Raw genomic sequence first — 26,804 nt, 5'->3', positions numbered from 1 at the left:
CCGGAAGCGGGGAGGGCCTGTGCCGATCGATCCAGCGGAGCTGGCCGCCTGCCTTTCCGTGCTGGCCCGGCTCGACGACACCGATCTCGACGACCACACCCGGCTCGAGCTCGAACGCGCCGTGACGGCCGCGGCCCGCGGCGTGAAGAAGCGGGCCAAGGCTCGCCGGGACCGTGAGACCCGGTCGGCGGACCGTGCCGTGCTGGCCGCTGCGACCCGGTTTCACACCGAGATACCGCCGGTCGTTCCCGCCGGCACACCGGCGGCGGCCTCGCCGGGCACGCTGCGGCGGGAGCGGCTCTGTTACGTGTGCAAGATCGCGTACCGGCAGGTGGACGCTGATTACCACATGCTGTGCGGGGCCTGCGCCGACGAGAACAGGGAGCGGCGTCAGGCGCGGTGTGATCTGACCGGGCGGACGGCGATCGTCACCGGTGGACGGGTGAAGATCGGCTTTCACACCGCGTTGAAGCTGCTGCGTGATGGGGCCGAGGTCATCGTGACCACTCGTTTCCCTCGGGACGCCGCTCGGCGGTATGCCGCTGTGCCCGACTTCGGGGACTGGTCGGACCGGCTGTCGGTGCATGCACTGGACCTGCTGGACCTGTCCGGGACGTTGGACTTCGTCGCGCTGGCCCAGAAGCGTCTCGGCGGGCTCGACATTCTGATCAACAACGCGGCGCAGACGCTGTACCGGCCGGGGGCGTACCACCGGGAGGTCCGTGCGGCCGAGGACCAGGAGCTGTCCGGTCCTGCGGCGCGGGTGGCGATCACCGCGGGGGCGGCGCACGTGCCGGCCACGGCGGACGAGCTGTTCTTCCCCGTCGGGCAGCACGACGAGACGGGTCAGCAGCTCGACCTCCGCGCGGTGAACTCGTGGGTTCTGCACGACGGTGACGTGAGCCCGCACGAATGGCTGCAGGTGCATGTCGTGAACGCGTTCGCGCCGTTTCTGCTGACGTCCCGGCTGCGGCCGTTGCTGACAAGAAGCAGGCACCCGCAGCGGCACGTCGTGCAGGTCTCCGCGATGGAGGGCAGCTTCTCCCGGCGCGGCAAGACGATTCGCCATCCCCACACCAACATGGCCAAGGCCTCCCTGAACATGCTGGTCCGCACCGTCGCCCCCGATTACGCGGCCGACGGCATCCACATGAACAGTGTCGACACCGGCTGGGTCACCGACGAACGCCCGCACCCGGGCAAGACCGCGCAGCGTGATCTCGGGTTCCGGCCGCCGCTCGACGTCGTCGACGGCGCCGCCCGTGTCTACGACCCGATCGTCCGCGGCCTGCGCGGCGAGCCGGTCCACGGCCAATTTCTCAAGGACTACCGGAGCGTGCCCTGGTGAACGATCCGACTCCCGTGCGGTGTCCCGCCATCACGAATCCCGACGCCGGGCTGGCGGATCCGGCCGACTTCGAGCCGTTGCTGGCCCGGCTGGCGACCGGCGGGAACGTCGCCGAGTCCGAGATCTTCCCACGGGGGACGGTTCAGCCGGACGGGCGGCTGGATCTGTGCAAGCAGGGCATCGGTCCGGTCGAGACCGGCCGTATCGTGGCCGCCGCGGCCGGGTCGCCGCTCGTGCGGCACCTGCTGCTCGGCACCAACGGTCTCGGTGCCGAGGGCGCCCGCGCGGTCGCCGGAGCCCTGCAGCCCGGCCACGGCGTCGAGACGCTCTACCTGGGGTGCAACCGCATCGACCCGGAAGGTGTCGACGCCCTGGCCGGCCGGCTTGCGGACGACACCACGGTCCGGGCGTTGTGGCTCAAGCGCAATCCGGTCGGTGACGAGGGTGTCGCCCGGCTGGCGGCGGCGCTTTCGGGCAACACCACCATCCGTACGCTGGACCTGGTCAATGTCGGGATGACCGTCCGCGGTCTGACGGTTCTGGCCGGGGCTCTCGCCGCCCGGGAACCGCGGCTGCAACGGCTCTACCTGGGTGGCAACGGGTTCGGGCCGGAGGCCGTCGACGCGCTCGGTGTGCTGATCCACGACGCCGGGATCCGCGAGGTGTATCTCGCCGCGAACCACCTCGGGGACGAGGGTGCCGCGGAGCTGGGGCGCGTTGCTGCGGGCGTACCGATGACGCTGGGTCTGGGTGGCAACCACCTGTCACCGGCGGGGGCGGCCGGGCTGGCCGCGCACTGCGGGGCGTGGACGGCTCTGGATCTGTCGCGGCCGCCGTCGGAGCGAGCGCTCGGCGCGCACGGCAACGTGGTCGGTGACGAGGGTGCGGCGGCGTTCGCGGACGCTCTGCCGCAGGCGCGGCTGCGGCGGCTGGACCTGCGGCGCACGGGGATCGGCGGGCGTGGTGCCCGGCGGCTGGTGGCGGCGGTCGAGGGGCATCCGACGCTGGAATATCTGGGGATCAACGGCGGGGTGCCGCGCAAGCAGCGGCGGAAGGCAACGGCGTTGATCGCCGAGCAGGGGCGGCAGGTCACGCCGCCGCACCCGGACGTACGGGCGATCGCGAGCATCTACCGGTGAGCGCGCTCGACGGCGCCGACGCCCTGATCGCGGCCACGCGGGCGCACCGCACCGAACCGTCCGCCGATCCGCGGGTGGAGGCGCTGGCGCTGGCCGTCTCGGCGAACCTGCCCGTGTTGTTGTGGGGTGAGCCGGGCATCGGCAAGTCGGCGACGTTGCAGCAGCTCGCGACGGGTCTGGGACTGCCGATGGAGACCGTCATCGCCAGCGTGCACGAGCCGTCGGACTTCGCCGGGCTGCCCATCGTCGGGGACTCCCCCGCGACCGACGGGGTGCCGATGGCGCCGCCGGACTGGGCGGTACGCCTCGCCCGTACCGGATCGGGCCTGGTGTTCTTCGACGAGTTGTCGTCGGCGCCGCCGGCGGTGCAGGCCGCGCTGTTGCGGGTGGTCCTGGAGCGCCGGGTCGGGAGCCTGCAGCTGCCGGATCCCGTTCGCGTGGTCGCGGCGGCGAATCCACCGACGAGCGCGGCCGACGGCTGGCATCTGGCACCGCCGCTGGCCAACCGCTTCGTCCATCTGCAGTGGACACACGATCCGCGGACCGTCGCGCGCGGCCTGGCGGGCACGTGGCCCGCGGTGACCGTTCCGACGGTACGCCCGGAGCGCGCCCGGACGTCCCTGGCCCGCGCCCGGGGTGCACTCGCGGGCTTCCTCACCGCACGGCCCGGCCTCACGCATCATCTGCCGGAGGACGCGGAGTCGCGCGGTGGCGCCTGGCCGTCGCCGCGCACCTGGGAGATGGTGCTGCGCCTGCTGACGTTCCATTACAGCGCCCGGACCAGCACGAGTGCGCTGGCGCTGGCCGTCGCGGGTGCGGTCGGTCCCGGCGCCGGGATGGAGTTCGTCAGCTACCTGGAAAATCTGGATCTGCCCGACCCGGAACGGGTGCTGGCCGATCCGTCGGCGTTCGAACTGCCCGGTCGTGGTGACCGGCAGCTCGCGTTCCTGACCGCGGTGATCGCGGCCGTGCAGGCCGAGGCGACCCGCCCGCGGTGGGAGGCCGGCTGGGTGGTGCTGCAGAAGGCCGTCGACGCCGGGGTGCCGGACGTGGCGGCACGGGCGGCCGCCGACCTGGCCGCGCTGCGCGAGCCGCAGTGGCCGGTGCCGGCGACCGTCGACGCGTTCATCGACGTGCTGTCGCTGTCGGGCCGCCTGCCCGGGTGAGCGGCACGCTGGACCGCACGAAGCTGCTCGCGGCCCGTTACCGGGCCGCGATCGACCGGCCGTACCTCGCGACGGCGCTGTTCAGCATCACGGTCGTCGAATCGGCACGGGTGCCGACGATGGGTGTGGACCGGCGGTGGCGGTGTTACGTCTCCCCCGCGTTCGTGGCGCGGACGCCGGTGCCCGAGCTGGCGGCGGTGTGGATCCACGAGGTCGCCCATCTGCTGCGCGATCATCACGGTCGCGCCACGCGGCTCCCGCCCGGCACCGGGGACGACCACTACCGGGTGAACGTCGCTCAGGACTGCGAGATCAACGACGACCTCGTCGCGGACCGCCTGCCGCTGCCCGCGGACCGGGTCGAACCCCGGACGTACGGCCTGCGTGCGGGCCTGGTCTTCGAGAAGTACCTCCAGCTCCTGCCGAAGGAGGTCCGGAGCGTCGACTGCGGTTCCGGGGCCCACGGCGTGGACCGGCCGTGGGAGCACGACGACCCGGGTGGTGTCAGCGACGTCGAGGCCGAGGCGATCCGCCGTGACACCGCCCGGCAGCTGCGGTCCCGGGGTGACGTGCCGGGCGGCTGGCGGCGCTGGGCCGACCAGCTGCTGGAGTCGAAGGTGGACTGGCGGAGGCAGCTCGCCGGTGCGGTCCGGGAGGCGGTCGCGTGGGCGAGCGGGGCGGTGGACTACGCGTACCAGCGGCCGTCACGGCGCTCGGCGGCGCTGCGGGGTGTGATCCTGCCCAGCCTGCGCCGGCCCGTGCCGCGGGTGGCCATCGTCGTGGACACCTCGGGGTCGATGGGCGAGCCGGAGCTGGCGGCGGCCCTGGCCGAGGTCGCGGCTGTGCTGCGGGTGGTCGGCGTCGGCGGCAACCGGACGACCGTGCTCGCCTGCGACGCGGCCGTGCAGGTCACCCGGTCGGTCTACAGCGCCGCCGACGTGCAGCTGGCCGGTGGGGGCGGCACGGACCTGCGTGTCGGTGTCGCCGAGGCGCTGCGGTCACGGCCGCACGTGGTCATCGTGCTGACCGACGGCTTCACACCCTGGCCGGACGCGCCGCTGGAGCGGACGCGGCTCATCGCCGGGCTGATCGGCGCACAGGCGCCCGAGCCGCCGGGCTGGATCACGGCCGTCCGGGTCGACCCGACTTTACAATGAAAACCATTTCCAACAAGATGGGGGCATGAGCACCCGTCCGATCACCACCGTCGCGCCGTCGCCGGTCGACCGCCGCCCGCGGGTCACCGTGCTCGCCGGCTTCTCCCCGCACGCCACCGAGGCCGTCGCCCGGAGCCTCCTCGTCACCGATCCGCGCCTGCTCCTGGTCCGGCACGACCTGACCCGGGTACGCGACGGCCACGTCCGCCGCATCGTCCGCACCGCCACCACGCTGCTCGAGGACGAGACCGTCCACCTCGTGCACGGGTGCGTCGCCTGCACGCTGAGCGAGGACGTCCTGCCCACCCTGGTACGCCTGAGCCGTACCCATCCCGCCTCTGACGTGATCCTGGCCCTGCCCGGCGTGGTGGAGCCGGAATCCCTCGCCCGCTGCGCCGCCGGTGCACCCGTCCGCTTCGACTCCTACGTCACCGTGGTCGAGGCGGACGGTTTTCTCGACGAGCTCAGCACCACCGACGACCTGCGGGACCGGGGTCTGCACGCGGCCGACGAGGACCGCCGCAGCGTCGCCTCGGTCGTGGCCCGCCAGGTCGAGTACGCCGACACGATCGTCGTCTGGGGCCGCCCCGACCACCGCACCGAGACGATGCTGCACCACCTCGCCCCGTGGGCGACCCAGCTCCGCGTCGGCGACACGACGACCATCGACTGCACGGGTCTCGCCGCCCGCGTCCGGGGCACCGGCCGGCACGATCCGCGGAAACCGGGCCTGCTGGGACGGGCCCTGGAGGGCTACCCGATCGGTGTGCACGACCCCGGCGACTCGATGCTGTTCCGGGCGCGGCGCCCGTTCCACCCGCAGCGGCTCTTCGACGCGCTGCCGGAGCTCACCGGGGAGGCGTTGCGGGGCCGGGGGCAGCTGTGGCTCGCCACCCAGCCGGACGTGGCCATCGGCTGGGAGTCCGCCGGTGGTGGCATCTCGCTGACGAGCCTGGGCTACTGGCTCGACGCCCTCGACGCCGAGCGGTGGGACGAGGCGAGCGACCTGCGGCGTCTGGCGGCGGATCTCGACTGGGACCCGTACCACGGCGACCGGCGTACCGTGCTGGCCTTCATCGGCCTGGACGGCGACGCCGACGACCTCACCGCACGGCTGACCGACTGCTTGATCACAGACGACGAACTCGCGGGCGGATCCGAGGCCCGGGCCGGAATATCCGACCCCTTCGCAGGCTTCTTCCCCGTGGATCCCGAGGAGGACTGACACATGAAGACTGGTATCCACCCCACCTACGGCTACGTCGTCTACCGCGACCGCAGCGCCGACTACTCGTTCCTCACCCGCTCGACGGCGACGAGCGACAAGACGGTCGAGTGGGAGGACGGGAACACCTACCCGGTCCTGGACGTCGACATCTCCAGCGGCAGCCACCCGTTCTGGACGGGCAAGCAGCGCCTGCTCGACACCGCCGGCCGCGTCGAGAAGTTCCGCGCGAAGTACGCCCGCGCCCGCGGCGAGAAGTAGGTCTCACCCACCCGCAGCGAGCAACCGTTCCCCCAGCGAGAGGACGGTTGCTCGCAGTTCGGGGCCTCCGAGCACCCGGAACGGCACCTAACATGCGGTCATGGACACCACGATCACCGAGCCGTCGATGACCGCCGGCGAGGCCGAGATGCTGCTCTTCGCGCTGGAACGCTCGCGGGCGACGTTCGCCTGGAAGACCGGGGGCCTGGACGCGGCCGCGCTGAGCCGGACGTTCCCGCCGTCCACGATGACGATCGGTGGCCTGGTCAAGCACCTCGCCGCCGTCGAGGAGAAGTACACCAACCTGTTCTTCAGCGCCGACCCCGTGCTGCCGGACTGGTTCCCGCCGGACCTGGGCGCCGACCCGCAGTGGGAGTGGACGACAGCCGCCGACCACTCCCCCGAGGAGCTGTACGCGATCTGGGAGAGCGCCGTCGAGAAGTCCCGCGAGGTGCTGACCGCACTGCTCGCCGACGGCGGCCCGGGCCGGGCGTCCTACTACGACACCGGCACCGGCGAGTCGCCCAACCTGCGGCGCGCGCTGGTCGACCTGCACGACGAGTACGCCCGCCACGTGGGCCACGCCGACCTGTTCCGCGAGGCGATCGACGGGGTCGTCGGGGAGGACCCGCCGCAGGGCTGATCAGACGCCGCCGCGCAGGGCCTCGAACAGCCTCTCGAAGCGTGCGCGGTGGTCGTCCAGCAGCGCATCCGCCTGCTCCCCGGCGATGAGCCGGCGCGCGGTCCCCACCAGCACGGTGATGTAGCCGGCGAGGAAGAACGCGGCGAGCAGCGCCGCATCACCCTCGTAGGCGGGATCGTCGTCGAGCTCCTCGGACAGGGTCCGCTGCAGCTCGGCGGCGATCTCGCGGGCGCGTGAGACCAGCGCGGGCGACTCCGCCACGGTCCGGAAGAACGGCACGGACCGGCCGTCGATGCCCGAGAGCGGGTGCCGCGCGTCGAGAAGCCGGAACGTCGAGTCCCGCAGGGACGTCAGCACGTCGGTGCCGGGGGCACGGTCCCGCACCGCCGACCGCAGGAGCTCGACGGCGTCGGCCGCGCGGTCCAGGAAGAGGTCCTCCTTGCGCGGGAAGTGCTTGAACACCGTCACGCTCGAGACGCCGGCCTCCTTCGCGACCTCGGCGACCGTGACCGCGTCATAACCGCGCTCGAGGAACATCCGGTTCGCGACCTCCAAGATCCGCGCACGCGTCTGCGGCCCGCCCCGCGCACTTGTCCTGGGCATCCACCCTCACTTCCTTGTGCAACTAAACTTAGTCGCTTAATATAGTCGCATGACCTCGACACCGACCGCCATTCTCACCGGTCCACGACCGCCCCGGACGCTCCGGGAGGCCGGGGTCGCCCTGGCCGGCCTGTCCGCGGTGTTCCTCTTCGAAATGCTGGACACCTCGATCCTCACCGTGGCGCTGCCCACGATCGGACACGAGCTCCACGCCTCGACAACCATCCTGCAGTGGGTCACCGGCGCGTACGCCGTGGTCTTCGGTGGGTTGATGCTGGCGTTCGGCGCAATCGCCGACCGGTTCGGCCGCCGCCGCGTCATGCTCACCGGCTTGGTTCTGCTCGGCCTGGCCGCCCTGACGACAGCCTTCGTCACGACCGCTGAGCAGCTCATCGCCGTCCGCGTGGTCATGGGCATCGCCGCCGCCATGACCACACCGGGGTCGCTGGCGCTGGCCTTCCGGCTCTTCGACGACGACGGCCTCCGCGTACGGGCGATCACCCTGATCTCGACCGTGGGCCTGGTCGGGCTCGCGATCGGCCCGACCGCCGGGGGTCTGGTGCTCGCCGTCGCTCCCTGGCAGGTCCTGCTGCTGGTGAACGTGCCGATCGCCGCGCTCGCGTACCTCGGCATCCGGGCCGGCATCGCCGCCGACGACCCGGCGGAGCTACACCGTGATCCGATCGACGTCGCAGGCGCCCTGCTCGGCACCGTGGCGATCGTGCTCACGCTGATCGCACCGACCCTGTTCCTCGCCGGGGGCGCCGGGTCGTGGGCGCCCTGGGCGACCACCGCGGCAGCCGTCACGAGCGCGGTTCTCTTCGTCGTGCGCCAGCGCTCGGCGCGCTTCCCGCTGCTCGACCTCCGGCTCGTCGCGCACCCGCTGGTGGCGAGCGGTCTGGCGTTCAAGGCGGCGGCCGGGCTGGCCACCGCCGGCCTCGGCTTCCTGGTGACGCTGCAACTTCAGCTCGACTGGGGCTGGTCGCCGGCCCTCGCCGCGGTCGGCCTGCTGCCACAGGTTGTCGTCCTCGTGGCGGGTGGCCGGTTCGTCAGCCCGTTCGTGCAACGGGCCGGCCTCGAGCGGGCCGCCTGGATCAGCGCCCTCACGGTCGTCTCCGGCCTCGCGGTCTACGCTCTGCTGAGCCGTTTCGGGTACGCGTGGGTCGCGCTCTCCCTGGTCCTGGTCGCGGCCGGGATGCGTGTGGCCGGTGTGGTCGCCGGAACGAACGTGCTCCGTGGTCTGCCCGGGAACCGCACCACGATCGGCGCGGCCCTCGTCGACACCTCCACCGAGGTGGCCTCCGGCGCCGGCATCGCGGTCACCGGCACCATCCTTGCGGCGCTGTTCACCGGCGACATCACCCGGGCGGGCTGGACCGCCCAGCAGACGTCGGAGTTCCGCGACTCAGTCACGACGGCCGGCCTCACGCTCACGCTGCTGGCCGCGGCGCTGGTCGCCTGGGGCATCGTCCGAGCGCGTCGCGGCGGCCGGGAAGTCGCGCAGCCCGCGCAGGGGTGAGAAGACGACGAACAGGCTCGCACTCCACATGCCCAGCACGGCGATCAGCAACGCCGGCCGCAGCCCGAAGGCACTGCCCAGCGCACCACCGGCCAGCGCACCGAGCGGGATCGAGCCGTACGAGATCCACAGGAACGACGCGTTCACCCGGCCGAGCAGCGGCGGCGGCGTGATCCGCTGCCGGTAGGACAGGGCGGACACGTTGTAGAGCATCGCGTTCGCACCGAAGGCCGCGAACCCGGCCGCGAAGAGCAGCAGCCCCCAGCCCGGCTGCGCCGCCGGGATCAGCAGGTAGAGCGGGCCGGGCACCACCATCGACACCCAGATCGTCCGGGCGGTGCCGACCCACCGGGTCAGCCGGTCCGCGACCGTCCCGGCCAGGACCCCGCCCACGGCCCCGAGCGAGAAGACCAGCCCCACCTGTACGGCCGAAGCGCCCAGCTCCCGCGTCAGGAAGACCACGTCGACGCCGTGCGTGGCCATCACGAAGAAGTTCGACACCGCCGTACAGGCCAGCAGCTTCACCAGGATCGCGTCCCGCCGGACGAAGCTCAGCCCCTCGGCGATCGCCTGTCGCAGCCCTACACGCTCGGCCGCGACCCGTTCGCGGGCCGGTGCCCGGATCAGCGCCAGCGCCATGGCACTGATCAGGTAGGTGACGCTGTTGACGAAGAACGTCCGCGCAGCACCGGCCAGCCCGACGAGCGCGCCGGCGAGGGCCGGACCGGCCAGCTCGGCCAGCTCCTGCGACATCGTCACCTTCGCGTTGGCGTCGACCAGCCGCTCCGGGCCAACCAGGCCCGGCAGCTCCGTCCGGTACGCCACGGTGAAGAACACGGTCAGGACGCCCGTGAGCGTGACCACGGCGTACAGGAGGACGAGGGTGAGGTGACCGGTCAGCGCGCCCACCGGCAGGGCGAGCAGCAGCACCGCCCGGCCGAGATCGCAGCCGATCATCAGCCGGCGGCGGTCCACCCGGTCGGCGAGGACACCGGCGGGCAGCGAGACGATCAGGTACGGCACCCAGCCCAGCACGGCGAGCACCGACACCTGGAAGACGCTCGCGTGCAGCACCGTGGCCGCCAGCAGCGGCACCGCGACACCGGAGATCCGCGCGCCGACCTCACCCGCGGTCTGGCCGCCCCACAGCAGCAGGAACGACCGGCTCCGCCACAGGCTGCCGGTCAACCTCCGAGCGCTGTCTTGATCTCGCGGAGCTGCCGCTGCTCGACGCCGAAGTCCCGCGGCCGGGGACTGTCCGGGTTGGGATCCAGGATCACCTCGGCCGCCCCCAGCTCGGCCAGGGCCCGCACGTCGCCGGCAACCTGGTCGAGAGTGCCGACGCCGGCCGGACGGCTGTCGTCGGCGGGCTCGGCCTGCAGCCTGGCCTTCATGCGCACGACCAGCTCGGGAACGGCCCGGCCCTGCTCGGCGGCCTCCCGGCGGAGCGCGGGCAGACCCGTGTCCCGCAGCCAGCCGAGATCAGGGTTGATCGGGTGCCACGCGGTGCCGGACCGCACCGCCCGGCGGATCGCCCGCCGCGACGGCCCACCCACCCAGACCGGCACGCTCCCACCCTGCGGCCGCGGCCCGGTCCGCACATTCTCGTACGCGGGCCCGCTGACCCGCTCCTTCGCCCACGCCTCGGTGATGATCTCCAGATACTCGTCCGTGACGGGCCCCCGCCGCGCATGATCGGCACCGAGCGCCGCGAACTCCGACGCCGCCCAGCCCGCACCGACCCCCAGCACGAACCGTCCCCCGCTCATCAGGTGCAGCATCGCGCTCATCCGCGCCGTGTGCAGCGGATGCCTGTACGGCAGGAGAACCACCGACGTCCCGAGCTTGACCGTCGAGGTCTGCCCGGCCAGCCACGCGAGCAGCACGAACGGGTCGTGGAACGGCTCGGGATAGATGTCCGCCACCTCCGGGGTGAGGACAACATGGTCGGAGACGACCAGCGTGTCGAACCCGTTGTCCTCGGCGAAGCGGGCCCACCCGAGCAACGCGTCGTAATCCGCCCCGGGCCCGAAGTTGGGCACATTCACACCGAGCCGGATCATCGCTTCTCCCCGAAGATCGTGAACGGCACGGACGGGTCCGCGCCGGTCCTCCCCCGCCGGGCGATCGCGGGCAGGACGGCGGTGACAGCATCGATCAGCCGCCCGGTCGTCACCGGATCACTGTCGATCGCAGCCGGCACCAGACCCTTGTCCGCGGCGAAGACGATCTCGCGCACCCCGGCCGCCGCCGCGACCAGCCGGCAGATCGCGCACGGCTCGCAGCTCGAATAGACGATCGCCCCACCCAGATCGGCGCGGCCCAGCCGCCGCGTGGCGTCCCGGATCGCGACCACCTCACCGTGCCCGGACGGATCGTGATCCTCCAGGTAAGAATTGGCCCCACCCCCGATCACCACCCCGTCCCGCACCACCAGCGCCACGAACGGCAGCTGCCCGGCCGCGGCATGCACCCCCGCCAGCTCAACAGCCCGCGCCAGCGCGCCGTCCTCGTCGAACCGGGCACCGATCAGAGCGTCGACATCAACCGTGGTCATACCGCGACACTAGAAGCGGCCCCCGGCGTCGAGGTCAAGCGAGTTTCCGACGCGGACGGTCGCCTCAGCGCCCGGGAAACGCGAGTTCGGTGATGAAGGCCGTGCCGGCGATCGGGCGGTCCTCGTGCATGGTGATGCGGTCGCCCGGCTGCAGGTGGTGCCAGCGGGCGGCGGTCAGTGGCGCCAGGCGGACCGAGCCGCGGCCGTCCGGGGGCAGGTCCGGGGCGTACTCGACCCAGATCAGGGCCACGGCCAGGTCCGGGAGGCCGGCCGGGGTGACCAGGCCGATGTCCCACAGCGGCCGCAGTTTGCCGTCGCCCGGGATCGGGGTCGTCCGGCTGCCGGGGAGCAGCTGGAGCTCGGCGCGGATGATCCCGTGGAGGACCTCGCGGCGGCGCCACGCGCACCAGGCGGCGTTGCGTTCCAGGTGCATCAGGTGGGCGGCGTCACCGAGGGTCTGCCAGTACGAGGTGGTGGCCGGGTAGGTGTCGCCCAGATCGAGGAGGACGTCGAGGGCTATCTCCCACTCGTTCGCGGCCAGGTAGTCGTCCACATCGGCCACCGGGAGCCCGGCCGGGATCTCGCGTGCCGCCTGGCGCAGCAGTTCGGGGACGTCCACGCGGGCGATTGTGCCTGCTCCGCGGGAGGTGGCCCCGGCCGGGCTGCCCGTCCGTCCGCCGGACACCCGCCAAGCTCCCCCAGGGGTCTGACGTAGTCGCTGATTGCCGCGCAGGCCGGGCTGGTCGAGCTGCGCGGCGATCTCAGCGGGTCAGCGGGCCCGGCGGGTGACGAGGCGCTGGATGACGATGAAGGCGAAGAGGAGGATGCCGATCACGATCTTCGTCCACCAGGAGCTGAGGGTGCCCTGGAAGGTGATGATGGTCTGGATCAGGCCCAGGACGAGGACGCCCAGGACGGTGCCGAAGAGGTAGCCGGAACCGCCGGTGAGGATCACGCCGCCGATGACGACCGCCGCGATGGCGTCGAGTTCCATGCCCTGGGCGTGCAGGCTGTACCCGGAGAGCATGTAGAAGCTCAGGAGCACCCCGCCGAGGGCCGAGCAGAAGCCGCTGATCGTGTAGACGGCGATGCGGGTGCGGCCGACGGGCAGACCCATCAGCAGCGCCGAGTCGGCGTTGCCACCGATCGCGTAGACGGTCCGGCCGAAGCGGGTGTACGCCAGCACGTACGCGCCGATGAGGACCACCACCAGGGCGATCACCACGCTGGTGGAGATGAAGATGCCGGGGCCGAAGCGGATGCGTTCCTGGGCCATGCCCGTCCAGAACGGGTCGGTGATCGGGATGGAGTTGCGGTTGATGAGCAGCGACAGGCCGCGGGCGAGGAACATGCCGGCGAGCGTGGCGATGAACGGTTCCACCTTGAAGTAGTGGATGACCGCGCCCATGCCGAGACCCAGCGTCGTGCCCATGAGCAGGACCAGGGGCAGGACAACGATCGCCGGCCAGCCCGCGTTCAGCAGGGTCGCGGCGACGACCGTGGTCAGGGCGACCACGGCACCCACGGACAGGTCGATGCCGCCGGTCAGGATCACGAAGGTCATGCCCGCGGCGACGACGAGCAGGAACGCGTTGTCGACGAAGACGTTGAGCAGGACCTGGGTGTCGGAGAAGTTGTCGTAGTTGGCGACGCCGATGGCGTACATGGTGACCAGGAGGGCCAGGGTGGCCAGGACCGGGATGTGCCGCCGGTCGGCCCGGCGGCGCCGGCGTGGTGTGGCGGGAGCCGTCGTGGTCTGAGGCGGTGCGCTGACGTCGATCATGCGGGGACCTCGGCTGCGGGAGTGGCGGGGGCGGCGCGTCGGCGCCGGAACACCGCGGCGCGGAAGGCGGCGGACTGGCTCAGGCAGAGCACGACCACCACGACGGCCTTGAAGAGCAGGGTGGTCTCGGCCGGGACACCGATCGTGTACGTGGTGATGTCCAGCGCCGAGATAAGCACCGCACCGAGCACACTGCCCGCGATCGAGAAGCGGCCGCCGGTGAGGGCGGTGCCGCCGATGACCACGGCGAGGATCGCGTCCAGCTCGATGAGGTTGCCGGCCGCGTTGCTGTCGGCGCTGGCCACGTTCGAGCTGAAGATCAGGCCGGCGACTCCGGCGCAGATCGCGGCGAACACGTACGCCATGATCGTCAGTCCGCGCGCCCGGATGCCGGCGAGGCGGCTGGCGGTGGGGCTGGCGCCCACGGACTCGATCAGGACGCCGAGCGCGGACCGCCGGATCAGCAGCACCGCCGCGGCGACCACGGCCGCGACGATGATCACCGAGACCGGTATCGCCAGGAAGTAGCCGGCGCCGATCACCCGGAACGGCGGTGACGAGACGTTGATGATCTGCCCGCTGGTCAGCAGCTGCGCGATGCCACGACCGGCGACCATCAGGATCAGGGTCGCGATGATGGGCTGGATGCCGATGACCGAGACCAGGACACCGTTCCAGACGCCCAGCACCGCCGCCAGGGCGATCGCGATGCCCACGGCCAGCAGCACGCCACCGACGCTGCCCTGGTTCGGCAGGTCGCCGATGATCAGGCAGGCGACCGCACCGGCGATCGCCATCACCGAGCCCACCGACAGGTCGATGCCGCCGGTGGCGATGACGACGGTCATGCCGAGCGCCACCAGGGCGAGCGGCGTCGCCGAGCGCAGCACGTCGATCAGCGAGCCGTAGAGGTGGCCGTCCTGCAGGGTGATCGTGAAGAACCGGGGTGCGAAGAAGACGTTGCTGGCGAGCAGCACGACAAGAACGACGGCCGGCCAGAAGAGCCGGTGCCGGGTGAGGGTGGTCATGGGGTCACTCCGCTCGCGATGGCCTGCATCACCCGGTCGGCGTCGACGCCGCCACCGGTGTTGTCGAGCTCCTCGACGAGGTGGCGGTCCCGCAGCACCTCGATCTTGTGGCTGAGCCGCAGCACCTCCTCCAGCTCGGCGCTGACGAACAGCACGGCCATGCCGCCGTCCGCGAGCTCGACCAGCAGGCGCTGGATCTCGGCCTTGGCGCCGACGTCGATGCCGCGGGTGGGCTCGTCGACGATCAGCAGGCGGGGTTCGGTGATCAGCCAGCGGGCCAGCAGGACCTTCTGCTGGTTGCCGCCGCTGAGGTTGCGGACGGCGGTCTCCGGGTCGGACGGCCGGATGCCCAGCGTCTTGATGTACCGGGCGACCAGCTCGTCCTGCTTGCGCCGTGGCACCGGCCGGGACCAGCCGCGGGTCGCCTGCAGCGCCAGGATGATGTTCTCGCGGACGCTCAGCTCGCCGACCACACCCTCGGTGCGGCGGTTCTCCGAGGAGAACCCGATGCCGTGGGTCATGGCCGTCCGCGGCGTCCGCAGGGTCACGGGCTTGCCGTCGATCTCCAGCCGGCCGTGGTCGGGACGGTCCGCGCCGAACAACAACCGGGCCAGTTCGGTACGCCCGGAGCCGAGCAGTCCGGCCAGTCCCACGATCTCGCCGCCCCGCACGGTCAGGTCGAAGGGCGCGATCGCTCCGGTCCGGCCGAGCTCGTGCGCCTGCAGGATGGGCTCCCGGGGCGCGTCGGCGGTGACCGTGCGCGGCTCCTCCTCGAGGCGTTCGAGGACGGTCAGTTCCTTGCCGATCATCTTGGTGACCAGCTGCATCTGGCTGAGCTCGGCGGTGAGGTACTCGCCGACGAGCGTGCCGTTGCGCAGGACGGTCATCCGGTCGGCGACCTCGTAGACCTGGTCGAGGAAGTGCGAGACGAAGAGGATCGCCACGCCGTCGCGCTTGAGCCGGCGCATCACGTCGAAGAGGCGTTCCACCTCGGAGGCGTCGAGGCTGGACGTGGGCTCGTCCAGGATCAACACCTTGGCGGAGATGTCGATCGCGCGCGCGATGGCCACCATTTGCTGGATGGCCAGGGAGTAGGTGCTCAGCGGCGCGGCCACGTCGAGGTGGAGGTCGAGATCGGCGAGCAGGGCGGCGGAGCGGCGGCGCATCTCGCCCCAGCGGATCTTGCCCAGGCGGCGGGGCTCCCGGCCGATGAAGATGTTCTCGGCGACCGAGAGGTTCGCGCAGAGGTTGACCTCCTGGTAGACCGTGCTGATGCCGGCCTGCTGAGCCTGCAGCGGCCCGCCGAAACGCACGGGGGCGCCGTCGAGCGTGATGTCGCCGGCGTCGATGCCGTACACCCCGGTCAGGACCTTGATCAGCGTGGACTTGCCGGCGCCGTTCTCGCCCATGAGCGCGTGCACCTCGCCCGGGCGCAGGGAGAAGTCCACCCCGTCCAGGGCCACGACGCCCGGGAAGGTCTTACGGATGCCGGTCATCTGCAGGATCGGCGGGTCGACCATGGTTCTGCTCCTTCTCGACGGCGGAGCCGCCCCGGCGCAGCGGCCGGGGCGGCGCCACACGCTCGCCAATCAGTACTTGCGCTCCGCCAGGACGGCCTTGGCCTGCTCCTGGGTGAAGGTGGTCTCCTCGGTCAGCACCCGGGCCTCGACGGTCTCGCCGGCCTTGACCTTCTTGGCCAGGTCCATCAGCTGTGGGCCGAGGAGCGGGCTGCACTCCACGATGTAGTTGATCTTGCCCTCGGAGAGTGCCGTCATGCCGTCCTTGACCGCGTCCACCGTGATGATCTTGATGTCGGTGCCGGGCTTCTTGCCGGCCGCCTCGATCGCCTCGATGGCGCCCAGGCCCATGTCGTCGTTGTGCGCGTAGAGCACGTCGATCTTCGGCTGGGACTTGAGGAAGGCCTCCATGACCTCCTTGCCGTCGGTCCGGGTGAACTGACCGGTCTGCGAGGCCACGACCTTGAACTTCGGGTCGGCCTTGATCACGTCGGCGAAGCCCGCCTTGCGGTCGTTGGCCGGCGCCGCGCCCGGCGTGCCCTGCAGCTCGACGATGTTGACCGGGTCGTTCTTGCCCTCGTAGTCCTTGACCAGCCACTCCCCCGCCTTCTTGCCCTCGAGCACGAAGTCGGAGCCGATGAAGCTCTTGTAGAGCGTGGTGTCCTTGGAGTCGACGGCGCGGTCGGTGAGGATCACCGGGATCTCCGCGTCCTTGGCCTCCTTGAGCACGGTGTCCCAGCCGGACTCGACCACCGGCGAGAACGCGATCACGTCGACGCGCTGGGCGATGAAGGAGCGGATCGCCTTGATCTGGTTCTCCTGCTTGCCCTGCGCGTCGGAGAACTTGAGCTCGATCCCGGCCGTCGCGGCCGCCTCCTGGATCGACTTGGTGTTGGCCGTGCGCCAGCCGCTCTCGGCGCCGACCTGGGAGAAGCCGAGGGTGAGCTTGTCGTCGCCGCCACTGCCGGTGCCACCACCGGCGTCGTCGCCGCCGCAACCGGCGAGGGCGCCGAGCGCCAGGGCGCCGGCCAGGACCGCCGCGGACCACTTCTTGAGCACAACGTCCTCCAGGGATCTCATTTGTTAGCGTTCACAATCTGAACTTCGGGGAGCCGGTCGATCTTGGTACGGAAGGGGGGCCCGGCGGCACCGGCGCAAAGAGATCATGAGCGCGCGGAGCAGCCTGACGACAGCCATACTGCTCGATGCAGTGGCTCCCGTCACATGGTGCGTTTCAGGAGTGTTACCGTTCCCAAACGCGGCGTCAAGAGATGATCGCCGATTGACACCGAGAAACCGCCTGCCACCGCGGCAACACCCAAGGTCACGGGAGACTGTTCGGAAACTTCCGAGAACTACACTGAGATCGACAATCCGCGGCGACAAGGGGAAACACCGTGGCACCGAAGAAGCCCGTAGCGGTGATGCGGGACGTCGCCAAGCTCGCCGGCGTATCGCACCAGACCGTGTCGCGGGTCCTCAACGAGCACCCGAACGTCCGGCAGGAGACCCGGGATCGTGTCCTCGAGGCCATGCAGTCGCTCGACTACCGGCGCAACCTCGCCGCCCGGACCCTGGTGACCCGGCAGTCGCACACGCTGGGCATCATCGGGTTCGAGACCACCCTGTTCGGCCCGGCGTCCATGCTCTACGGCATCGAGGACGCGGCGCGTACAGCGGGATATCTGGTCAGCATCGCGATGGTCCGCAATCTGGACCGGCGGCCGGTGCTCGAGGCGGTCGACCGGCTGCGCCAGCACGCGGTGGACGGCATCATCGCGATCGCCCCCAAGCCCGCAGTCACCAACGGCCTGCTCCAGGCGCCGTCGGGGCTCTACTGTGTCGCGGTCGGTGGCGCCGGCGCGGCCGACGCGGTGCCGACCGTCCGCATAGACAACGCGGCCGGGGCCCGGCTCGCCACGCAGCACCTGCTCGATCTGGGACATCGGACGGTTCACCATGTCGCCGGTCCGGCGGACTGGCCCGAGGCCCAGGAGCGCGTCACCGGCTGGCGCGACACCCTCAACGAGGCCGGTGCCACCGTTCCGCCGATCGTCCCGCAGTCCTGGAACGCCGAGTCGGGCTACTCCCAGGGCCGCGAACTGGCCCGCGACCGCTCGGTCACGGCCATCTTCTGCGCCAACGACCGGATCGCCCTGGGTGTGCTGCGGGCGCTGCACGAGGCCGGTCGCAAGGTGCCGGAGGAGGTCAGCGTGGTCGGCTTCGACGACATGCCCGACTCGGGGTACTTCCTGCCGCCGCTGACCACGGTCCGCCAGGACTTCGCCGAGCTCGGGCGGCGCAGCCTCACGCTGCTGCTCGAGCACATGGCCGTACCGGATGACGCCGAGTCCCCGGCTCATGTCGTCGTCTCCCCCGAACTGGTCGTGCGGAACAGCACCGCTGCCCCACGGTGAACGGGGCCCGGAAGCGCCCTGTCGCTCCCGGACCCCGTACCTCACCTCAGGATGCGGTGCAGCTCAGGTTCTGAACGGTCGTGGGCGCGGTGCCCGTACCGATGAACCCGAAGGTGGTGTGGCTGTTCGGCGCTATCGCGCCGTTCCACGTCTCGTTCTTCACCGTCGCCAGGGAACCGCTCGCGGTGTACTTGCCGCTCCACAGTTGCGTGACCGTCTGGCTGCCGGGGAACGTCCACGACACCGTCCAGTTCTTCACCGCCGTGGAACCCGCGTGCACCATGACCTCGCCCTGGAAACCGCCGCCCCAGCCACCGGTGACCGAGTACATCGCGGAGCAGCCGGTGCTGCCCGCCGGCGGCGGTGTGGTCGGCCCGCTGGTGGGCGGGCTCGCGGGCGGGCTGGTGGGCCCGCTGGGCGGCGGTGTCGTGGGATCGGTCGGCGGCGGCGGGATCGTGCCGTCCCCGACGCCGGTCACCTCACCGTTGCCACCGTCGAAGGTCACGTCCGAGCAGCCGTAGAAGGTCTCCTGGCTGTCCGACCGGGACCAGACCGAGTAGATCAGGTGCTTGCCGGACTTGCCCGACGGCAGGTTCGCCGTCCACGAGTACCGGCCGTCGTTGGTGCCCGGGCCGCCCACCGAGGTGGGGTTGACCACCTGTGAGAACGGCTGCGACTCGAGGTCGCTCCAGGCCAGCGGCCGGGTCGGGCTCCAGCTGTCCTTGGTGATGTAGAGCGAGAACGTCCCCGGGTGCTTCGCCCAGTTGTTGTAGTCGAACCGCATGCTGGCACCCGCCGTGAGGTGGGTCTGCGGCCAGTCGTTGCGGGCCAGGTTGTACCCGGTGAAGTCGTACGGGCCGCCGGTGCCGCCGCTGCACAACTGTCCGTCCGGGATGAAGCCCGACGTGCGGCCCCCACCGTCCGAGCGGAGCACGGCGAACCAGTTGTAGAGCGGTGTCGTGCCGCTCTGCGAGACAGCCGCGGCACAGGCCGGGTTCTTGGGGACGATCGAGCCGTTGGTGCCGGAGAGGCCGTCCTTCCAGCAGAAGTACGTCCGGCTGCCCGGGGCCATCATCGCCCCGTGCGCCTCGGCGGCCGTCTGGACGACGGTGACGCCGACGCCCGTGGCGAGCAGCACCGCGGCCGCGTACAGGAATCTCTTTCTCATGGCAGTTCCTCTCAGCCGTTCGGGAAGAGGCGGGCGAAGTCCGCGTAGCCGGTGGCCACGTCGACCTGGGCCCAGAAACGGTGGTAGTTGAACGTCGGCGCCGGGCCACCGTCGAGGTAGCTCTGGACCTTCGGCCAGTCCGGGTCGTTCTTGTAGAAGGAACGGATGTCCACGAAGGACACCCCCGGCTTGATGACGTCGCCGTTCGGCATCTTGCCGCTCCAGCCCGGCGGGATGTAGATGCCCTGACCGGTCGCGGCGTCGTAGACGTCGTCCATGCGGTTGTAGTCGGCCCGCGTCTCGGTCACCGAGACACCCTTCGGGTCCTTGTACGCCCAGATCGCGTCCAGCAGGCCCTTCGCGGCGGTCTTGGCCCGGGCGTTACCGGACTTCGCCGCGTAGTACGTGAGCAGCTTGGCGTACGAGCCGGCCACACCGAGGTCCTGACCCTTGCTGGTGACCTCGACGTGCAGGCCGGTGTTGGCCACCGGGCTCGACGGGTTCCACGTGGCCGGCTTGCCCGTCCACGCCAGGTCCGACGGGATGGCGAAGCTGGACGCGCCGATCTCGGTGTTGTCCAGCGCCCAGGTGACCCACTTGTCCAGGACGGACTTCGCCTTGGCGTCACCGGTCGTGTAGTAGTACTCGGCGAGGCGTTCCAGCGACCAGGTCTGCATGCCGAACCAGCGGTTCGACGGCGGGTCCTCGTAGACCGGGGCCTCGACGTACGACAGGCCGTAGAACGTCGGGGTGCCGGCCGGCGGCGTCTTGTAGGCGCCCTCCCAGCTGTTGGTCGCACCGCCGGCGATGCCGCCCTCGGACGACTGCAGCCACTGGTAGAACTCCAGTTGCCGGTTGAGGCTGGCCTGCCAGTCGGCCTTGGCCGTCGGCGACTTCGGTGTCAGCGCGCTGACGTTGGAGAGCACGTACGCGGCCATCGGGTTCTGGTAGCCGAAGTGGCTCGTGCTGGAGCCGATCCGCCACGCCCAGCCGGCCTGGGTGTCGGTCGCGCCGCCCCACGCGTAGTACCAGGACATCAGGTTGTTCGAGCTGCTCTTGCCGGAGCCCGCCGGGCACGACGTCGAGGTGCAGCCCGGGTTCTTGAAGTACTTGTCGTAGAAGGAGTACCGCAGGTAGTCACCCATCTTGGCGGCGTTGGCCACCGCGGCGGAGATCTGCGACTGCTTGCCCTGCGCGGTCGCCCACTGCAGCGCCCAGTACGCCGCCTGCACGGCACGGGAGTCCGCGTCGGGGGCGTTGGTGTACTTCCACTGCTTGGCGTACGACGAGTCCTTGGTGAACAGGTCGAGGTAGCCGTTCGGGCCGCCGTGCTTGAACGTGTCGCAGGCCGGCTGCGGCACGGTCTCGAACGTCGACTCCTGCGGGCCACGCTGGAAGGTGTTGATGTAGGTGACCCGGCTGGTGCCGTCACCGCAGCGCCCGAAGCCGTACGTGTTGTCGACGTCCATCAGCCAGTGCATGCCGTAGATGTCGGAGGTGCCGTACGCGGACTTCAGCTCACCGGCGAGCGGGTCCGTGCCGACCGACACGCTGGGGTCCAGCTGTGACGGGTACTGCGACGGCAGCGGGTGCTCGGAGGCGTACGTCGCCGGCTTGGAGGCGTCGTACTTGTCGTTGGTGGGCTGGTCGGCGTGCGACGGGATGATGTACTTCTCCATCGACGCCCACGCCGCGTTGAACGGCGTCCACTCGCCGGTCACCTGACCGTGCTCGGCCTCCAGCCACAGCCAGTAGCTGAACGCCTCGGACGTGGTCTCGTGACCGTGGTCGGGCGCCTCGTCGATCAGCGTCTCGATCGAGTGGTAGGGCACACCCTCCGGGCTGAAGTAGCCGTTGGCCGGGTTCTTGATGTCGTTGTAGAGCTGGGTGAACCGCGCGTCGGCGCTGCCCTCGGCGAGGACGGTCGCGGTGACGCTCGCCGCCGTGTGGCCGGTGGCCGAGGCGGTGATGGTCGCGGTCGAGTTGACCGCGGCCGTGGTGGCCGCGGCGACGGTCACCGTCTGCGCGGTGTTCCAGTTGGCCGGCGTGAACGTCAGCGACGCGGGCGTCGCCGACACCGTGGTGGCACCGGCGCTCCGCGCGACCGTGACGGTGGTGTTCTCGGCCGGCGCCTTGGAGAGCGCCACCTTGAACGTCGCGGTCTTGCCCGGCGACACCGTCAGCGAGGTGGCGTCGGTGATGACGGCCGGCGTGGTCGACGCGTCGACGAAGACCGGCACGTCAGCCGTCGGGCTCTTCACACCCGCCGAGTCGTACGCGATCGCCTGCAGGTGGTACGCCGCGGTCTGCGCCGGGACGCCGGCCCAGGTGTACGCGTACGGCGCCGTGGTGTCGGTGTTGAGCAGCAGGCCGTCGTGGTAGAACTCGACCTTGCTGATGGTGGACCCGCTCGCGGCCGTGGCGGTCGCCGCCATCGGGATCGACGCGGGCGCCGAGAACCGCGTGTTGGCGGCCGGGCTGCTGATCGACACGGTCGGCGCGGCGGCGGCCCCGTTGCACGGCGTGCCGTTGAGGGTGAACGCCGTGGGGACCGGGTTCGCGCTGGTGAACGTACCGTTGAAGCCGGTGCTGACCGACGCTCCGGTGCCGAGGTTGCCGTTCCACGCCGCGTTCGAGACCGTGACGTGGCGGGCGCTCTGCGCGTACGTGCCGCTCCAGCCCTGGGTCACCTTCTGGTTCGCGTCGGGGAAGTCGTACTCGAGACGCCAGCTGGTCACCGGGTCACCGGAGTTGGTGATGGCGATGTCACCGGTGAACCCGCCGGTCCACTGGCTCTGGACGCGGTAGACGACCGTACAGCCGGCCGCGGCCTGCGCGGGCGACGAGCCGGCGACGACCAGGCCGGCGCCGAGGAGCACCGCCGCCGACGCGGCGAGCCCGCGTCGGTAGCGCGTTCTCCGGGAGTGGGATCTCATCGCTGGTCCTTCCTGGGGGTGGGGAGGGTCATGACGTGGCCGCACAGGTGATCGGCGCAGGAACGGGGTTGGAGCCGGTCCACGAGGCGAGGAAGCCGATCGTGGCCGTGGCGTTCGGGGCCAGGGCTCCGTTCCAGCCGGCGTCACGGAGGGACACCGTGGTGCCGGTCTGTCCGCCGGTGGCCCCCCACACCTGGGACAGGCTCTGTCCCGCGGTGAAGGCCCAGCCGGTGGTCCAGCTCTTGGTGGCGGCATTGCCGGTGTTGCGGACACTGACCTCACCCTGGAAGCCGCCCTGCCAGGATCCGGTGATCTTGTAGGTCGCCGAGCAGCCCGTGGCCGGGGCCGGCGTGGAGACCGACGCCGACGGCACCGGCGGGGACACCGAGGTGGACGGTGGGGGCGTCGCTCCGCCCTGACGGTCGGCGTAGAGGATGCCGCGTCCGTTGGTGCCGAGGTAGACACGGCCGTAGATCCGCGGGTCACCGGCGAGCGCGTCACCGGCGTTGCCGTACTGGTGGGCGTCGTCGTTGATCCGGACCCAGGAGGTGCCGCCGGTGTCGGACCGGAAGACCCCCGTCACGCCCTCGACCGTGCCGACCAGGAAGACCGCCGGGTAGGCCGCGCCGGGTGCCGCCTTGCCGAAGGCGACGTTGATCGCCGACGTCACGCCCGCGACCGCGGTGAAGGTGGTGCCGGCGTTCGTCGAGTGCAGCAGACCGGTCTCACCGGCCAGCCAGACGTCCCCGGCCTTTCCGGGTACGGCGTGGAAGTTGACCCGTCCCGTGGAGGGCATCGCGGCGGTCGAGGCGGTGAAGGTGGCGCCCCCGTCGGTGCTGGCGTAGAACTTGCCCGCCGCGTACCCGTAGAAGGTCTTGGGGTTGACCCGGTCGCTCTCGACCTTGGCACCGGCCGGAAGTCCCGTCGAGGCCGTCCAGGAGCTGCCGCGCGTGGTCGAGTAGTGCACACCGGCGCCGCCCGGGGCCCAGACGACCGCGCCGGCGTCGGCCGAGACCGCGACCGAGCCGCCGCCGGTGACCCCGGCCGGCTCCTGGCCGTTGTACCAGTTCTTGCCGCCGTCGGTGGAGACGCCGATGTGCGGTGCCGCGTCGGCGTTGCCCACGCGGACGAACACCTGGGGGTCGAGCTCGGCGAAGTCCAGGCCGGTGTTGCTGCCCAGGCTCGGCGTGTCGTGGAAGGTCGCCGGCACCGTGTCGAGGTCGGCGTGGTGGAAGCCGCCGATGTCGCCGAGCGCGCTGACCAGCGGCGCACCCGAGGGCGGGCTGGCGAGGTCCAGGACCGCGGTCTCCTCGAGCCCTCTGGCCATCGGCTTGATCGTGAACGGTGTGTTGCGGTCCCAGTTGGTCAGCTGCGTCGTGCCGTAGACCGTGGCACCGGTGCCGTAGAGCATCCGGTCGGAGTCGAACGGGTCGATCTCGACGGACTCGTTCATCCAGCCGAGCTTCGGTGTCGACTCGGGCGGCTGCGGGCTGGTGTTGAAGTCCAGCCACGGGTTCGCCGAGATGTCCATGGTGTAGCGCTTGGACACGCTCGGATAACTGGTGAAGTCCCAGATCCGCGTCCACGTGGCGCCGCTGTCGGTGCTGCGGAAGAAGATCGCGTCCGGCCACCAGGAGATCTGCGTGGCGACGATCAGCGTTCCGGGCTTCTGCCGGTCGACCGTCAGGCCGGAATAGCCGAAGTACAGGTCGTCACCGGCGCTGAGCTTGACCGGGCTGACGTCGGTCCACTCCCCGGTCACCGTGTTGAACCGCGAGACCTGACCCTTGCCACCCTCGTACGGGCCACCGGTGTCGCTGGTGGCTGTGTAGAGGTAGTGGTTGACGGGGTCGAGGACACCCTTGTGGGCGAGGTAGCCCGTGGGCTGCCCGGGAATGCGTGCCCAGGTGGCGCCCCCGTCCGTGGAGCGGTAGACCGGGTTCTCCTTGTCGGCCACGCCGACGTAGACGTCGCGGGTGACGTCGTCGAAGGTCACCCAGGTCAGACCCTGGTTCTGGCTCAGGTAGCCGTTGGTGTCACCCGGGTCCTGCACGTAGTTGCCGGCGTTGGGGAACGCCGTGACCTTCGCCCAGGTCGCCCCGAAGTCGGTGCTGCGCCACAGGCCGTTGCCACCCTCGGCGGCGAAGTAGACGCGGCTGTTGTCGTGGGGGTCGACGGCGAGCCGCTCCCCCATGCCGCGGCCCGGCATGTTGCCGCCGTTCTTGAAGGGCAGCTTGGTGACCTGCCACGTCGCACCGCGGTCGCTGGACCTCAGGATCGCGCCGTTGTTCGGGTCCCAGCTGTTCGTGTACATCCCCACCGCCGCGTAGACCCGGTCGGTGTCGACGGGGTCGGTGGCGATGCTCAGCACCCCGTTGTAACCCCAGTTGTCCTGGCCCACCCAGTCCAGCAACGGCACCCAGCTCTGCCCCGCCTGGTTCCAGCGGTACGCGCCGCCGATGTCGGTGCGCGCGTAGATCAGGTTCTTCTCGGTGCGGTTGAAGATCAGGCCGGGCACAAAACCGCCGCCGTCGATGCGCACGTTCTTCCAGGTGTGCGGCTCGGCGGCGGCGGCTGCGGCCCAGGCGGCCGGAGGACGGCCGGCCGCCTGGGCCACATAGGTCGTCGCACCGACGAGCAGTGCGGCGGCCGCCAGAACGATGAAAGGGCGTCGCAAGGGGATTCCTCTCCGGACACGTCACGACGCCGGGGACTGCGCCATCGACGGACGTCTCTCATGGGAGCGCTCCCATGAATGTGTCCTGTCGTGATTTCGTTGTCAAGAGCTCGAAACAAATCAATGTGTCGAGAAAGTTTCCGGCTCGTTGACACAACTGAACCGAGTAGGTAGAAAGATGCCCGTCAATCCATTGTGGGAGCGCTCCCGTCACTCAACTCACCCGAACGGCGCCGTGAGCGCCGCCTGAGGAGGACCCCCGTGAGACGACGCAAGCTCTTCGGCGGCCTGGCCGCCCTCTTCCTGGCGGTGACCACCGTGGTCACCGTCGCGGCGCAGCCGGCCCAGGCCGCCGCCGGTTTCACCGTCAGCGGCGGCCGCATCCTGGACGCCAACGGCAACAACTTCGTCATGCGCGGCGTCAACCACGCCCACACCTGGTACGCCGACAAGCTCGGCTCGCTCGCCGACATCAAGGCGCTGGGCGCGAACACCGTCCGGGTGGTGCTGAGCAGCGGCGACCGCTGGACCCGCAACGACGCCGCGAACGTCACCACGGTCATCAACACCTGCAAGGCGAACAAGCTCATCTGCGTCCTGGAGGTGCACGACACCACCGGGTACGGCGAGGACAGCGCCGCCACCACCCTGGCGAAAGCCGTCGACTACTGGATCAGCATCAAGAGCGCCCTCGCCGGTCAGGAGCGCTACGTCATCCTCAACATCGGCAACGAGCCGTACGGCAACACGAACGCGGCGGCCTGGACAGCGGACACCAAGTCGGCGATCACCAGGCTGCGCGCCGCCGGATTCGAACACTCGATCATGGTGGACGCGCCGAACTGGGGTCAGGACTGGCAGTTCGTGATGCGCGACAACGCGGCCTCGGTGTTCGCCGCCGATCCGCAGCGCAACACGATCTTCTCGATCCACATGTACGGCGTGTTCGACACCGCCGCGGAGATCACCGACTACCTGGGCCGGTTCCGCACCGCGGGCCTGCCGATCGTGGTCGGCGAGTTCGGCCACAACCACTCCGACGGCAACCCCGACGAGGACACCATCCTGGCCACCGCCCAGGCGCAGGGCATCGGCTATCTCGGCTGGTCCTGGAGCGGCAACGGCGGCGGCGTCGAATACCTCGACCTGGTCACCAACTTCAACGCCGCCGCGCTGACCTCGTGGGGTGAGCGGCTCTTCAACGGCGCCAACGGCATCAAGGCGACCTCTCGGGAGGCCTCCGTCTACGGCGGCACCACCCCGCCGACGGACCCCACCTCGCCGTCGACTCCCCCGCCCTCGCCGACCACACCGCCGCCGGCCGGCAAGCAGTGCACCGCCACGTACGCGATGACCGGCTCGTGGGGCAGCGGCTTCCAAGGCGCCGTGACCGTCACCGCGGGCAGCGCCGCCATCAGCTCGTGGACCGTGACGTGGACGTGGCCCAGCGGCCAGCAGTTCACCAACACCTGGAACGCCACGGTCACCTCGTCGGGCAGCGCCATCACGGCCCGCAGCCTGAACTACAACGGGTCCCTACCCGCCGGTGGCGGCACCAGCTGGGGCTTCACCGCCAGCTCGACCGGCACGAACACCGCACCTACGGCGACCTGCTCGGCCGCCTGAGCACGGGTTGCGGCCCGGCCGGCACCGGGCCGGG

Annotated in this window: 22 protein-coding genes; 10 read left to right on the top strand and 12 right to left on the bottom strand. The window is 70.7% G+C overall.

Going from position 1 to position 26,804, the window contains the following annotated elements; translation table 11 throughout:
• The first annotated feature begins 19 nt into the window (after positions 1–19).
• The 7 genes from AFR_RS19175 (at position 20) to AFR_RS19145 (ending at position 6,939) form a co-directional block, all read left to right on the top strand.
• Positions 20–1,348 (top strand): SDR family NAD(P)-dependent oxidoreductase, encoded by a 1,329-nt coding sequence (locus AFR_RS19175; protein ID WP_023362451.1) that lies wholly within the window; start codon positions 20–22, stop codon positions 1,346–1,348.
• Entirely contained in the window at positions 1,345–2,487 is a 1,143-nt protein-coding gene (locus AFR_RS19170; protein ID WP_023362450.1) for a leucine-rich repeat domain-containing protein, read from the top strand. The genes AFR_RS19175 and AFR_RS19170 overlap by 4 nt, the downstream gene beginning before the upstream one ends.
• Positions 2,484–3,653 carry an AAA family ATPase gene (locus tag AFR_RS19165; protein WP_023362449.1) on the top strand — a complete coding sequence of 390 codons (1,170 nt, stop codon included), beginning with the start codon at positions 2,484–2,486 and terminating at the stop codon, positions 3,651–3,653. Before AFR_RS19170 ends, AFR_RS19165 begins: the two co-directional genes overlap by 4 nt.
• Positions 3,650–4,810: a vWA domain-containing protein gene (locus tag AFR_RS19160; protein WP_023362448.1), complete on the top strand. Its 1,161-nt coding sequence runs from the start codon at positions 3,650–3,652 to the stop codon at positions 4,808–4,810. Before AFR_RS19165 ends, AFR_RS19160 begins: the two co-directional genes overlap by 4 nt.
• A 25-nt stretch (positions 4,811–4,835) precedes the next feature.
• Positions 4,836–6,035, top strand: coding sequence for a CobW family GTP-binding protein (locus AFR_RS19155; RefSeq protein ID WP_023362447.1), 1,200 nt, complete (start codon positions 4,836–4,838; stop codon positions 6,033–6,035).
• Positions 6,036–6,038: 3 nt separating this feature from the next.
• Positions 6,039–6,296, top strand: a complete 258-nt coding sequence (locus AFR_RS19150) for a type B 50S ribosomal protein L31 (RefSeq protein WP_023362446.1) — start codon at positions 6,039–6,041, stop codon at positions 6,294–6,296.
• 100 nt (positions 6,297–6,396) lie between these two features.
• Complete coding sequence (locus AFR_RS19145) at positions 6,397–6,939, top strand: mycothiol transferase (RefSeq protein ID WP_023362445.1); 543 nt, start codon at positions 6,397–6,399, stop codon at positions 6,937–6,939.
• Here the strand turns inward: AFR_RS19145 and AFR_RS19140 are convergent, their stop codons facing one another.
• Positions 6,940–7,542, bottom strand: a complete 603-nt coding sequence (locus tag AFR_RS19140) for a TetR/AcrR family transcriptional regulator (protein ID WP_041840979.1) — start codon at positions 7,540–7,542, stop codon at positions 6,940–6,942.
• A 49-nt stretch (positions 7,543–7,591) separates the two neighbouring features.
• On the opposite strand from AFR_RS19140, the gene AFR_RS19135 reads away from it, so the two are divergent.
• Positions 7,592–9,061, top strand: coding sequence for an MFS transporter (locus AFR_RS19135; RefSeq protein WP_023362443.1), 1,470 nt, complete (start codon positions 7,592–7,594; stop codon positions 9,059–9,061).
• On the opposite strand, the gene AFR_RS45175 is transcribed toward AFR_RS19135, so the two are convergent.
• The 8 genes from AFR_RS45175 to AFR_RS19095 all read right to left on the bottom strand — a co-directional run bounded on the left by AFR_RS45175 (position 8,948) and on the right by AFR_RS19095 (position 17,026).
• Complete coding sequence (locus tag AFR_RS45175) at positions 8,948–10,249, bottom strand: MFS transporter (protein ID WP_023362442.1); 1,302 nt, start codon at positions 10,247–10,249, stop codon at positions 8,948–8,950. The two genes, AFR_RS19135 and AFR_RS45175, sit on opposite strands and share 114 nt — an antisense overlap.
• Positions 10,246–11,124, bottom strand: coding sequence for a TIGR03619 family F420-dependent LLM class oxidoreductase (locus AFR_RS19125; protein ID WP_023362441.1), 879 nt, complete (start codon positions 11,122–11,124; stop codon positions 10,246–10,248). The genes AFR_RS45175 and AFR_RS19125 overlap by 4 nt, the downstream gene beginning before the upstream one ends.
• Positions 11,121–11,618: a nucleoside deaminase gene (locus AFR_RS43720; protein ID WP_023362440.1), complete on the bottom strand. Its 498-nt coding sequence runs from the start codon at positions 11,616–11,618 to the stop codon at positions 11,121–11,123. Before AFR_RS43720 ends, AFR_RS19125 begins: the two co-directional genes overlap by 4 nt.
• A 64-nt stretch (positions 11,619–11,682) precedes the next feature.
• Positions 11,683–12,237, bottom strand: coding sequence for a hypothetical protein (locus AFR_RS19115; RefSeq protein ID WP_023362439.1), 555 nt, complete (start codon positions 12,235–12,237; stop codon positions 11,683–11,685).
• A 150-nt stretch (positions 12,238–12,387) separates the two neighbouring features.
• Positions 12,388–13,401, bottom strand: a complete 1,014-nt coding sequence (gene yjfF, locus AFR_RS19110) for a galactofuranose ABC transporter, permease protein YjfF (protein ID WP_023362438.1) — start codon at positions 13,399–13,401, stop codon at positions 12,388–12,390.
• Positions 13,398–14,429: an ABC transporter permease gene (locus tag AFR_RS19105; RefSeq protein ID WP_023362437.1), complete on the bottom strand. Its 1,032-nt coding sequence runs from the start codon at positions 14,427–14,429 to the stop codon at positions 13,398–13,400. The genes yjfF and AFR_RS19105 overlap by 4 nt, the downstream gene beginning before the upstream one ends.
• The gene (locus tag AFR_RS19100) at positions 14,426–15,949 is read right to left on the bottom strand and encodes a sugar ABC transporter ATP-binding protein (protein WP_023362436.1); all 1,524 of its coding nucleotides are present in this window, start codon (positions 15,947–15,949) and stop codon (positions 14,426–14,428) included. The genes AFR_RS19105 and AFR_RS19100 overlap by 4 nt, the downstream gene beginning before the upstream one ends.
• A 69-nt stretch (positions 15,950–16,018) precedes the next feature.
• The gene (locus AFR_RS19095; RefSeq protein WP_052359414.1) at positions 16,019–17,026 is read right to left on the bottom strand and encodes an ABC transporter substrate-binding protein; all 1,008 of its coding nucleotides are present in this window, start codon (positions 17,024–17,026) and stop codon (positions 16,019–16,021) included.
• Positions 17,027–17,370: 344 nt separating this feature from the next.
• Here AFR_RS19095 and AFR_RS19090 point away from each other — a divergent pair, with 344 nt between their 5' ends.
• Positions 17,371–18,363, top strand: coding sequence for a LacI family DNA-binding transcriptional regulator (locus tag AFR_RS19090; RefSeq protein ID WP_023362434.1), 993 nt, complete (start codon positions 17,371–17,373; stop codon positions 18,361–18,363).
• A gap of 46 nt (positions 18,364–18,409) precedes the next feature.
• Here the strand turns inward: AFR_RS19090 and AFR_RS19085 are convergent, their stop codons facing one another.
• From AFR_RS19085 to AFR_RS19075, 3 genes are read right to left on the bottom strand one after another with little or no spacing between them, the layout of a single operon-like run.
• Positions 18,410–19,531, bottom strand: a complete 1,122-nt coding sequence (locus AFR_RS19085; protein ID WP_023362433.1) for a lytic polysaccharide monooxygenase — start codon at positions 19,529–19,531, stop codon at positions 18,410–18,412.
• Positions 19,532–19,542: 11 nt separating this feature from the next.
• On the bottom strand, positions 19,543–22,467 hold the full coding sequence (locus tag AFR_RS19080; RefSeq protein WP_023362432.1) for a glycoside hydrolase family 48 protein: 2,925 nt from the start codon (positions 22,465–22,467) through the stop codon (positions 19,543–19,545).
• A 28-nt stretch (positions 22,468–22,495) separates the two neighbouring features.
• Positions 22,496–25,144 carry a cellulose binding domain-containing protein gene (locus AFR_RS19075; protein WP_023362431.1) on the bottom strand — a complete coding sequence of 883 codons (2,649 nt, stop codon included), beginning with the start codon at positions 25,142–25,144 and terminating at the stop codon, positions 22,496–22,498.
• A gap of 288 nt (positions 25,145–25,432) precedes the next feature.
• On the opposite strand from AFR_RS19075, the gene AFR_RS19070 reads away from it, so the two are divergent.
• On the top strand, positions 25,433–26,770 hold the full coding sequence (locus tag AFR_RS19070) for a cellulase family glycosylhydrolase (protein ID WP_052359752.1): 1,338 nt from the start codon (positions 25,433–25,435) through the stop codon (positions 26,768–26,770).
• Positions 26,771–26,804: the final 34 nt, after the last annotated feature.

This window comes from Amorphoplanes friuliensis DSM 7358, assembly GCF_000494755.1.
Classification (GTDB): Bacteria; Actinomycetota; Actinomycetes; order Mycobacteriales; family Micromonosporaceae; genus Actinoplanes; species Actinoplanes friuliensis.
The sequence above is the reverse complement of the archived record's forward strand: the minus strand, read 5'-3'. Positions and strand labels throughout refer to the sequence as shown.

Bases quoted from the DNA above. Each gene is read 5' to 3' on its own strand.
- AFR_RS19095 (WP_052359414.1), bottom strand. From the start codon at position 17,026: ATGAGATCCCTGGAGGACGTTGTGCTCAAGAAGTGGTCCGCGGCGGTC.
- AFR_RS19085 (WP_023362433.1), bottom strand. From the start codon at position 19,531: ATGAGAAAGAGATTCCTGTACGCGGCCGCGGTGCTGCTCGCCACGGGC.
- yjfF (WP_023362438.1), bottom strand. From the start codon at position 13,401: ATGATCGACGTCAGCGCACCGCCTCAGACCACGACGGCTCCCGCCACA.
- AFR_RS19150 (WP_023362446.1), top strand. From the start codon at position 6,039: ATGAAGACTGGTATCCACCCCACCTACGGCTACGTCGTCTACCGCGAC.
- AFR_RS19145 (WP_023362445.1), top strand. From the start codon at position 6,397: ATGGACACCACGATCACCGAGCCGTCGATGACCGCCGGCGAGGCCGAG.
- AFR_RS43720 (WP_023362440.1), bottom strand. From the start codon at position 11,618: ATGACCACGGTTGATGTCGACGCTCTGATCGGTGCCCGGTTCGACGAG.
- AFR_RS19105 (WP_023362437.1), bottom strand. From the start codon at position 14,429: ATGACCACCCTCACCCGGCACCGGCTCTTCTGGCCGGCCGTCGTTCTT.
- AFR_RS19100 (WP_023362436.1), bottom strand. From the start codon at position 15,949: ATGGTCGACCCGCCGATCCTGCAGATGACCGGCATCCGTAAGACCTTC.
- AFR_RS19080 (WP_023362432.1), bottom strand. From the start codon at position 22,467: ATGAGATCCCACTCCCGGAGAACGCGCTACCGACGCGGGCTCGCCGCG.
- AFR_RS19125 (WP_023362441.1), bottom strand. From the start codon at position 11,124: ATGATCCGGCTCGGTGTGAATGTGCCCAACTTCGGGCCCGGGGCGGAT.
- AFR_RS19090 (WP_023362434.1), top strand. From the start codon at position 17,371: ATGCGGGACGTCGCCAAGCTCGCCGGCGTATCGCACCAGACCGTGTCG.
- AFR_RS19155 (WP_023362447.1), top strand. From the start codon at position 4,836: ATGAGCACCCGTCCGATCACCACCGTCGCGCCGTCGCCGGTCGACCGC.
- AFR_RS19135 (WP_023362443.1), top strand. From the start codon at position 7,592: ATGACCTCGACACCGACCGCCATTCTCACCGGTCCACGACCGCCCCGG.
- AFR_RS19140 (WP_041840979.1), bottom strand. From the start codon at position 7,542: ATGCCCAGGACAAGTGCGCGGGGCGGGCCGCAGACGCGTGCGCGGATC.